Here is a 6,101-nt window from a genome sequence, read left to right as displayed (position 1 = left end):
GAGGCGGGTGTGCGGAACGCTCTTGTCGATGCAGGAGGCCGGGTGTGCCGGGCGGTCTGCGCCGGGACTCAGCGGCCGGCGAACCTGGCCTCGCGCTTCTCCAGCGTCGCCGAGATGGCCTCCATCATGTCGGCGGAGGCGAGGAAGCCCGCGTTCCACGTGGCCACGTAGCGGTTGTTCTCGTAGATCTGTCCCTCGATGCCGCGGTTCAACACCTCGCGGGTCCCGCGGACGACGAGCGGGGGGTTGCCCGCGATCTCGGCGGCGGTGGCGTGGGCCGAGTCCAACACGCCGGCGGCGTCCTCGGCCACGTGGGTGACCAGCCCGTAGCGCAGGGCGGTCTCCGCGTCGATGTCCCGTCCGGTCAGGGCGAGCTCCCGGGTGAGCCCCTGGCCGATGATGTGGGGCAGCCGCGCGAGCGACCCCATGTCGGCCACGATCCCCACCTTGACCTCGCGGATCGAGTAGGAGGAATCGGCGGCACCGTGGCGGACGTCGCACGCGGAGATCAGGTCCACGGCGCCCCCGATGCAGCGGCCCTGGACCGCCGCGACAGTCGGGGTCTTGGCCGACGCCACCGAGTCGATGGCGCGGCGCATGTTCTCCACGAAGTCCAGGATCCGCTCGTTACGAGAGGCGTCCGGGGTCTTGTCCTGGGGCAGGAAGTCCATGAACTGCGGCATCATCGCCATCAGATCCAACCCGTAGGAGAAGTTCCGGCCCTCACCGGCGATGACGGCGGCGCGGACCTCCGGATCGGCGTCGAGTTCCGCCATCACACGGGGCATCTCCGCCCAGAAGTCGGGCCCCATACCGTTGTGGGGGCCGGGCCCGATCAGCGTCACCTGCGCGACGAACGGGTCCCGGACCCCCTTCTCGATGCGGACGGAGGAGTACTGACCGGGCGCGGCCGAGGTGTCTGGAGTGCTCATGCGCTCAGCCTGCCATGGCCTCCTCAGGCGCGGGCGTCAGGCATGACGAACCACAGGATCACGTAGAGCAGCACCTGCGGCCCGGGCAGCAGCAGCGAAGCCACGAACAGGACGCGGACCAACACCGGGTCCAGCCCGAAGTAGTCGGCCAGTCCGCCGCACACGCCCCCGATCCAGCGGTCCTCGGACCTGGTCAGTCGCCTGGGCTGGGAGTCTGAAGGGTAGGTCATGACGTGTCACCTCGTCGTCGTCGGAAATTGGTGGCCGGGGACCTCTCCCCGATGACCTCCAGTCTCCTCCCCCGCAGCGTCCACCACATCCGGGACGGACCCCGAATCCGAACTTGAACCGCGCCTCGGGGTGGGGACGCGGGAGCGGGCGCGGACTCAGGTGTGGAACTCGCCTCAGGTGTGGAACTCGCCGCAGTCCACGGTGAGGGTCTGGCCGGTGATCGCCGACGCGGCGTCCGAGAGCAGGAACACCACCGGGTCGACGATCTCGCGCTCGCCGGGCAGGCGGCGCAGGTCCATCTTCTCGGCGGTGTGGGCGTAGACGTCCTCCACGGTCCCGCCGTACTTGCCCGCCAGGTGTTCGAAGTACCCCTTGAGGGTCTCGCCGTAGATGTACCCGGGCGCCACGGTGTTGACGCGGATCCCACGCGGTCCGAGCTCTGTGGCCAGGGAATGCCCCAGCGCGACGAGGGCGGTCTTGGCGATCTTGTAGCCGGCGTAGCGCTCGCGGGAATGGTGGATGACGGCCGAGGCCATCATCACCACGGAGCTGCTCGCGGGCGCGGCGTCGATCTGCTCCGCGTCCGGGGTCTCCGCGCCCGCCTCGAGCAACGGGGTGAACTCCTGGGTGGTGCGGAGCGCGCCGAGGACCGAGAGGTCGATCCCCCGCGAGATCTGCTCGTGGTCGGTCTGGGCCAGCGGCTTCATGCTGGGTACGGCGAACGCGCTGTAGACCAGGCCGTGGACCGCATCGGTGTGCTGGGCGACGGTCTCGCGCAACGCCCGCACGGAGTCGGCCTCCGTGGCGTCCACCGCGGCGGCGATCGCGGTGCCACCGGCGGCACGGACCTCGTCGACGATCCTGTCGAGCCGGGAGGCGGTGCGGGCGGCCACGACGACGGTCGCCCCCTGTTCGGCTGCCCGCAGGGCGAGGGTCCGCCCGAAACCGGGCCCCGCTCCCACGATCACGACGGTCTTGCCCTGGAGAGATTCTGACATGAGTTAATAGAACCAGTTCCACCCACGCTGTGGGGGGAAGTTCACCCGGCCGGGATAGCATCCGCACGTGCACACCATCCCTGAGCAGTATCTTCGCAGCTCACAGGCCCCGAGCCCCCGGACATTGCTGGACGTTCTGGGCTCCGCGGCCCAGGGTCACCCGGACGCCCCGTGCCTCGACGACGGAGCGCGCGTGTTGAGCTACCGCGAGGTGTGGGAGGAGATCCACACCTCGGCGCGCTGGATGCAGCAGCAGGGGGTCGGGGCGGGCGACCGGGTGGGCATCCACATGCCCTCCGGCGGCGTCGAGTTGTACCTGGCGATCCTGTCGACCCTCGCCGCCGGGGCGGCGTACGTCCCCGTGGACGTGGACGATCCGGCCGACCGCGCCGAGCTGGTGTTCGGGCAGGCGCAGGTGGCGGCCGTCTACACCGCCCAGGGGATGCGGGTCACCGACCCCGGACGTCCGGCCGACCCGTCGCGACACCGGGCCCCCACCGTCGACGACGACTGCTGGATCATCTTCACCTCCGGCACCACCGGCCTGCCGAAGGGTGTGGCGGTGACCCACCGCAGCGCGGCCGCGTTCGTGGACGCCGAATCGCGGATCTTCCTCACCGGCGCCCCGCTCGGCCCGGGCGACCGGGTGCTGGCGGGGTTGTCCGTGGCGTTCGACGCCTCCTGCGAGGAGATGTGGTTGGCCTGGGCACACGGGGCGTGCCTGGTGCCCGCGCCCCGGTCGATCGTCAAGTCCGGGCTCGACCTGGGCCCGTGGCTGCGCGACCGCGGGATCACGGTGATCTCCACCGTCCCGACCCTGGCCTCGATATGGCCGGAGGAGATGCTCGCCGACATCCGCCTGGTGATCCTCGGCGGCGAGGCCTGCCCGCCCGAGCTCGCCGCGCGACTCGCGGGAGACGGCCGGGAGGTCTGGAACACCTACGGGCCGACCGAGGCCACCGTGGTGGCGTGCGCGGCGCAGCTGGACGGCAGGGGTGAGGTCTCGATCGGCCTGCCGCTGGACGGATGGGACCTGGCCGTGGTCGACGCCACGGGACTGCCTGTCGGCTACGGCGAGTCCGGCGAGCTGGTGATCGGTGGCGTCGGACTGGCCCGATACCTCGACCCGGACAGGGACGCCGAGAAGTACGCGCCCATGGAGACCCTCGGGTGGGAGCGCGCCTACCGGTCCGGCGACGTCGTGCGCCTCGAGGCCGACGGCCTGTACTTCACCGGCCGCGTGGACGACCAGGTCAAGATCGGTGGACGCCGTCTCGAGCTGGGTGAGGTCGACACCGCCGTGTCCGCCCTGCCCGGCGTGAGCGCGGGAGCCGCCGCGGTCAAGAAGACCGACGCGGGCCAGTCCGTGCTGGTGGCCTATCTCGTGGCCGACGACCCCGTGGGCTTCGACCTCGCCGACGCCGCCGGGATCCTGCGCGACCGCCTGCCGGCGGGTGTGGTCCCCCGGCTGACCCTCGTCGACGAGTTGCCCACCCGCACCTCGGGGAAGGTCGACCGCGCGGCCCTGCCGTGGCCCCTCGCACAGACCTCGGCCGCCGAGACCGAGCTGGACGGCACCGACGCGTGGGTGGCCGAACTGTGGTCCTCGGCCCTCGGTGCCGACGTCTCCGGGGTGGACGAGGACTTCTTCGCACTGGGAGGGGGCTCGCTCGCCGCCGCCCACGTGGTGGTGGCGGTCCGGGAGCGCTTCCCCGGCGTCACCGTGGGGGACATCTACGACCGCCCGCGCCTGGGCGACTTCGCGGGATACCTCGACGAGCTCGAGCCGGTGGCCACGGTGGAACCGCGACACGTCAGACCGGTCGGCCGCGGTGCGCAGGTGGTGCAGGTCCTGGCGACCCTCCCGCTGCTGACGGTCACGGGGCTGCAGTGGCTCACCTGGCTGGGGATCGCCAACAACGTCGCCGCCTCCGTGGGAATCCCCTGGGCGCGCCCGGTCTCGTGGTGGGTGCTCGGGATCCTCGCGGTGTTGCTGCTGTTGCCCGCGGGCCGCACGGTGGTGACGGGGCTCCTCTGCCGGGTCCTCATGGCCGGGGTCACCCCAGGCACCTATCCGCGGGGCGGCTCGGTCCACCTTCGCCTCTGGGCGGCCGAACGGCTGGTCGAGGCCTCCGGCGTCGCCAACCTCGAGGGCGCCGGCTGGCTCACACCGTTCGCGCGGCTTCTCGGCGCGTCGATCGGCCACGGCGTGGACATGCACACCCTGCCCCCCGTCACCGGGCTGCTGACCGTGGGCGACGGGGCCTCCATCGAGCCCGAGGTCGACCTGGCCGGGCACTGGATCGACGGCGACGTCCTGCACATCGGAGCCGTGGCGATCGGCGAGAACGCGGTGGTGGGAGCCCGGTCCACACTGCTGCCCGGCGCGGTGGTCGGCAGCGGCGCGCACGTGGAGATCGGGTCCGCCGTGGTGGGCACCGTCAAGGCCGGGAAGCGCTACGCGGGCTCACCCGCCCTCAAGCGGGGCAAGCGGGGCTCGAGCTGGCCGGCCGAACCCGCACCCCGCAGTCGCGTGTGGAGCGTGATCTACCAGCTCTCGGCGGTGGCCCTCGGCGCGATGCCGCTACTCGCCCTGGCCGCCGGACTCGCGGTGGTGGCCTGGGGGGCGCGGGACGCCACGACCCCCGGCCAGCTGTTCCTGAGTACCACCCTGTGGTCGGTCCCCGGGACGCTGCTCGCGCTCGCGTTGTTCGCCGCGCTCACGCTGGTGTCGGTCCGTGCGCTCTCGGTGGGCCTCGAGGAGGGGTTCCACCCGGTTCACTCGCGCATCGCGTGGCAGGCCTGGTGCAGCGAGCGCATCATGGACGCCTCGCGGAACTGGCTGTACCCGCTCTACGCCTCGATGCTCACCCCGATGTGGCTCCGGGCGCTGGGCGCGCGGATCGGCAAGGACGTGGAGGCCTCGACCGTCCTGCTCATCCCCTCGCTCACCACCGTCCGGGACGGGGCGTTCCTCGCCGACGACACGATGGTCGCGCCGTACGAACTGGGATCGGGCTGGATGCGGTTGGAGCAGGCGCAGGTCGGCAAACGCGCGTTCCTGGGCAACTCCGGAATCGCGTCCGCCGGCCGCAAGGTCCCCGCGCGCGGGCTGGTCGCCGTGCTGTCCTCCGCGCCGCAGAAGGCCAAGAAGGGCACCTCGTGGCTCGGTTCACCGCCGCAGAAATTGCCCAGGGCCGTGACCGACGGCGAGAGCGATGTGCGCACCTACCAGCCGCCCCGGCGCCTCAAGGTGGCCCGCGGCGCCTGGGAGACCCTGCGCCTGGTCCCCGTGTGGCTCTCGTTCCTGCTGCTGGTCAGCGTCCTGGTCGTGATGCAGGAGATCCACCGGGAATGGGGCTTCGGCGTCGCGGCGCTGGCCTCCGGGGTCACCCTCGCGTACGCCGGACTCGTGGCCCTGTTCGTCTCGGTGCTGGCCAAGTGGCTCCTGGTGGGCAGGATCCGCGCGGGCGAACAACCCCTGTGGTCCTCCTTCGTGTGGCGCAACGAGGTCGCCGACTCGTTCGTCGAACTCCTCGCCGCGCCCTGGATGGCCCGCCCCGCCTCCGGCACCCCGATCCTCACCGTCATGCTGCGGCTGCTCGGGTCGCGCATCGGCCGGGGTGTGTGGTGCGAGTCCTACTGGCTCCCCGAGGCCGACCTGGTCTCCCTGGGCGACGCCGTCACCGTCAACCGCGGCTGCGTGGTGCAGACCCACCTGTTCCACGACCGCATCATGCAGATCGACCGGGTGGACATGGCCGACGGCGCGACCCTGGGCTGCCACTGTGTGACCCTCCCGGCGTCCTCGATCGGCGACGGCTCCACCGTGGGCCCGGCGTCGCTCGTCATGCGCGGCGACCGTATCCCCCCGGGCACCCGCTGGCAGGGCAACCCGATCGCGCCCTGGCGGGGCTGAGCGGGGCGCACCCGGGCGGGA

The 6,101-nt window shown here is 71.9% G+C and carries 4 protein-coding genes; 1 reads left to right on the top strand and 3 read right to left on the bottom strand.

The window, feature by feature from the left end; translation table 11 throughout:
• Positions 1 to 68: 68 nt before the first annotated feature.
• From G6020_RS07685 to G6020_RS07675, 3 genes are all read right to left on the bottom strand, one after another.
• Entirely contained in the window at positions 69 to 932 is an 864-nt protein-coding gene (locus G6020_RS07685) for a crotonase/enoyl-CoA hydratase family protein (RefSeq protein WP_182610218.1), read from the bottom strand.
• 23 nt (positions 933 to 955) lie between these two features.
• Entirely contained in the window at positions 956 to 1,162 is a 207-nt protein-coding gene (locus G6020_RS07680) for a PspC domain-containing protein (RefSeq protein ID WP_179524463.1), read from the bottom strand.
• A 174-nt stretch (positions 1,163 to 1,336) separates the two neighbouring features.
• Complete coding sequence (locus tag G6020_RS07675) at positions 1,337 to 2,161, bottom strand: SDR family oxidoreductase (protein WP_182610217.1); 825 nt, start codon at positions 2,159 to 2,161, stop codon at positions 1,337 to 1,339.
• Between the two features lie 67 nt (positions 2,162 to 2,228).
• Between G6020_RS07675 and G6020_RS07670 the strand changes: the two genes are divergently transcribed.
• Positions 2,229 to 6,080: a Pls/PosA family non-ribosomal peptide synthetase gene (locus G6020_RS07670; RefSeq protein ID WP_182610216.1), complete on the top strand. Its 3,852-nt coding sequence runs from the start codon at positions 2,229 to 2,231 to the stop codon at positions 6,078 to 6,080.
• Positions 6,081 to 6,101 lie beyond the last annotated feature (21 nt).

It is taken from the genome of Dietzia sp. B19, assembly GCF_014145155.1.
In the GTDB taxonomy this organism is placed as follows: domain Bacteria; phylum Actinomycetota; class Actinomycetes; order Mycobacteriales; family Mycobacteriaceae; genus Dietzia; species Dietzia natronolimnaea.
This window is presented reverse-complemented; position numbering and strand designations above follow the sequence as displayed.